Origin of the sequence: Gordonia sp. (in: high G+C Gram-positive bacteria) (assembly GCF_049299075.1) — a bacterium.
GTDB lineage: Bacteria > Actinomycetota > Actinomycetes > Mycobacteriales > Mycobacteriaceae > Gordonia.
Map to the genome: position 1 here is coordinate 1 of NZ_JBAQWU010000212.1, position 3,308 is coordinate 3,308.

Genomic DNA, 3,308 nt, shown 5'->3' on the forward strand with positions numbered 1-3,308 from the left:
CGTATATGCCTGACGACCAGACGACGCCGACCGACTCGGCTACCGCTCCGCACGAGGATCCCTCGTCACCGGCCGGTCGGCCATCGGGGGACCCCGCACCCAACAACGACCCCAGCGACCAGATGCTGGTGCTGGTGGCACAGGTCGGCGAAGCGCTGAACAGGTCCTCTTACCCGGCCCCACAGACGCAGCAAGTCCTCCGGGAAGTGTGCGCGGCGTACGGCTACGACATCGCCGTCGAGGTCTTCCCCAGCTATGTCTTCGCCGTCGACCGCGGGAGCAGTCTGGTGGAGCTGGCCGGCACCGGTTCGGCATTCCGATTCGATCAGATCGCTAGCACCGAAACGCTGGTCCGGCAGTTGCGGCGTGGGGCAGTGCCGATCGACGAGGCACTGGCCCAGTTGCGCGCGATCGAAGCGTCCAAACCGCCGGTCAATCTCCTGCTCCGGATCGCCGGGTACGTGCTGATGGCCCTGGGCTTCGCGCTCTGTTTCCGGATGAGCCTGGCCGCTTCGGTCGCGGTCATGGTGATCTCGATTCCCATCGCGGCGATCTCCTTGTGGAGCAGCATAAAGGGCACGCTGGCCTCGCTGATGCCGGTCGCTCTCACGTTTGTTTCTGCGCTGGCCATCGCGCTCTGGGCGATCCACGGTGGAACAGACGACCCCGTGCGCGTCGCGGTGATCCCGGTGCTCACCCTGATCCCGGGCGCCGCGCTGACCACCGCAATCATCGAGCTCACCACCGGCGACATGATCGCGGGCAGCTCACGCTTGATGTACGCCTTCATGCTCCTGATGTCGATGGCCTTCGGCCTGGCGCTCGCGATCGACCTGGCCGGCATGACCTCCGACAACCTCGCGGACCTCACCAGCCAGCAGGCGCCATCGTGGGTCCTGTGGATCGCCGCACCGGTATTCGGCATAGGCAACGTCTTGTATTTCTGTACGCCGCGCCAGGCCTGGGTGTGGATCGTCGTGTTCTGTTTCGGCACCTTCTGGGCGAACCAGTTGCTGCTGCACGCCATGTCGGCGGCCTTCGCTGGCGGCGTCTCGCTCGGCCTGGCCCTGCTGGCCGCCTGGGCCCTGAACGCGCATTTGAAGAGCCATCCCAGCACGCTGGTGATGTTCCTGCCCACCTTCTGGCTGATGGTTCCCGGCTCGATGGGCTTCGTCGCCCTCAGCGGCGAACTGACAAAGGACAAGTCGCTCAGCAATCTCGGCGGCGGCGCCCTCCTCTCGCTGATGAGCATGGCGATCTGCATGATGATCGCGGCCGTCCTTGCCCCCATCGTCATCAAACCACTGAACCTCAAGCCCAAGCTCAAGAATCTGTGACCAGCCTTGTCTCCACGCCCCCGGGCGTGTCGAACCGAACCGGACGGCTGCGCTGTGCGTCTAGGTTCGGTATTGAGCAAACGATTTCACGGTGGCCGACACCAGAAGCCAGGTGCCGACCGGGAGGTGCGCTGCCAGGTGCGCGGCGGCGCACTGGAGCAACTCCGGCGGGGCTGGTACGCGACCTCCGGACACGGCCCGACGGTCCGCACTGCGGTTAAGGGCGGCGGCGTGCGACCACGGCGGGGTGAAGCACCCCGGGCGCCGCCTTCACCCCACGTACACGGTCGGCACAGATGGAGCCGGTGACGGGAATCGAACCCGCGACGGCTGCTTGGGAAGCAGCAGCGTTACCACTACGCCACACCGGCATTACAAGGCAGAAAGCCTCGCGCCACAAACCCTAGCAAATGTCGCTGCGTCGACGGCGGTCGGATAATCTCAATCACGTGCTGCTCTCTGACCGCGACATTCGCGCGCAAATCCAGGACGGCCGTCTGGGCATTGATCCCTACGACGCCGAGCTGGTTCAGCCGTCGAGTGTCGATGTCCGCTTGGACGGACTGTTCCGCGTGTTCAACAACACCAGATATACCCACATCGACCCGGCACAGCGTCAGGACGAGTTGACCTCGTTGGTGGAGCCGAGTGCCGGCGAGCCTTTTGTCCTGCACCCGGGGGAGTTCGTGCTCGGCTCGACCCTGGAGATCTGCAGCCTGCCCGACGACCTCGCCGGTCGACTGGAAGGCAAGTCGTCACTGGGCCGCCTTGGCCTGCTCACCCACTCCACCGCGGGATTCATCGACCCCGGCTTCTCTGGGCACATCACGTTGGAACTCTCCAATGTGGCCAATCTGCCAATCACCCTGTGGCCCGGCATGAAGATCGGTCAACTATGTCTGATCCGCCTCTCCTCCCCCGCGGAGAACCCGTACGGCTCGGCCCAGGTGGGATCCAAGTATCAGGGACAGCGCGGCCCGACGCCGTCGAAGGCCTACTTGAACTTCGCGCAGAACCAGATCTAGGCGAGCCGATGACTGACCCCACACCTGCGCCACCCGACTGGCTCGATGAATTCACCATCCCGGAGACCTCATCCGGCGCCGTGCTCGCCCTCGACTTCGATGAGCAAGGCATCTGGGCCGCCCGGCTGGATCGCGATCGCACCGTCGAAGCGGTGGTGACCGAACCGCGGATCACCCCGCCTGTGCTCGATGTGCGCGTCGCGACGTATCTGCGCGACAGCGAGTCCGTCGTCGGCGTGGAGACCGAGGCTGGCTTCGCCGAGCTACTAGCCCTGTGCCCCCAGGCTCGCGAAAAGCTGCACGACCGCGATAGCGCCCTGCTGCTGGGCCGGGAACACCTGCGCCTGGTCACGGTGTCGTTGGACACGGTGATGGCCGCCACTGTCCCCGAAGTAAACCGCGCGCACGGCATGATCGTCGAACTGGCCGGACGCGAGCCGGTGGCCGCTGTCTTCCTCGGCCCCGGCACCGACGACTGGCCCGGCCTATGGGAGGCGCTGTCGGACCGCGGCTACACCCTGTTGCTGCCCGAGGACCAGTTCCCGGAGACTTTTGCCGGCGACGAGGCGGGCACCGGCGTGCTCGAATCGGTGTCGTCCGGACCAATGTCGCTGGCGTGGGCCGCCGCCGAGGACCCCGTCGACGAGATCGCCGCCGCCGACAGCGATCACCCCCACCCCGACGCAGTGCGCCGACGCGCCACCAAACACATCGTCGTCGCGGCCGCGATCACGCTGGTCGCCGTCGGCGGTGTCGGCATCGCGCTGGTGACACGCGGCGACGGCGATCAGCCGTCGAGCGCTACCGCCGCCAGGGTCGAGAGCGCAGAATCCGCGGCAGCGGCCACACAAAGCCAGGACTCTGCAGCGACGGTCGCAGTCGCTGATTCCGATGAGGTTCGCGCCGCCCGCGTTCCGATGCAGCGCTACCGGCCGCCGGCCTCGAC

Annotated in this window: 3 protein-coding genes and 1 tRNA gene; 3 read left to right on the plus strand and 1 reads right to left on the minus strand. The window is 66.4% G+C overall.

Translation table 11 applies throughout. The annotated features are described in order from the left end of the window. On the plus strand, window positions 1-1,337 hold a 1,337-nt coding region (locus WAW85_RS06615; RefSeq protein ID WP_422558837.1), incomplete at its 5' end, for a threonine/serine ThrE exporter family protein. 297 nt (window positions 1,338-1,634) lie between these two features. Here WAW85_RS06615 and WAW85_RS06620 read toward each other — a convergent pair. After that, window positions 1,635-1,708, minus strand: a tRNA-Gly gene (locus WAW85_RS06620). A 78-nt stretch (window positions 1,709-1,786) separates the two neighbouring features. Here WAW85_RS06620 and dcd point away from each other — a divergent pair. Together dcd and WAW85_RS06630 are read left to right on the plus strand one after the other, a co-directional pair. Continuing rightward, window positions 1,787-2,362, plus strand: a complete 576-nt coding sequence (gene dcd / locus WAW85_RS06625) for a dCTP deaminase (protein WP_422558838.1) — start codon at window positions 1,787-1,789, stop codon at window positions 2,360-2,362. Between the two features lie 8 nt (window positions 2,363-2,370). After that, window positions 2,371-3,308: hypothetical protein (locus WAW85_RS06630; protein ID WP_422558839.1), on the plus strand; the 938-nt coding region annotated here is incomplete at its 3' end.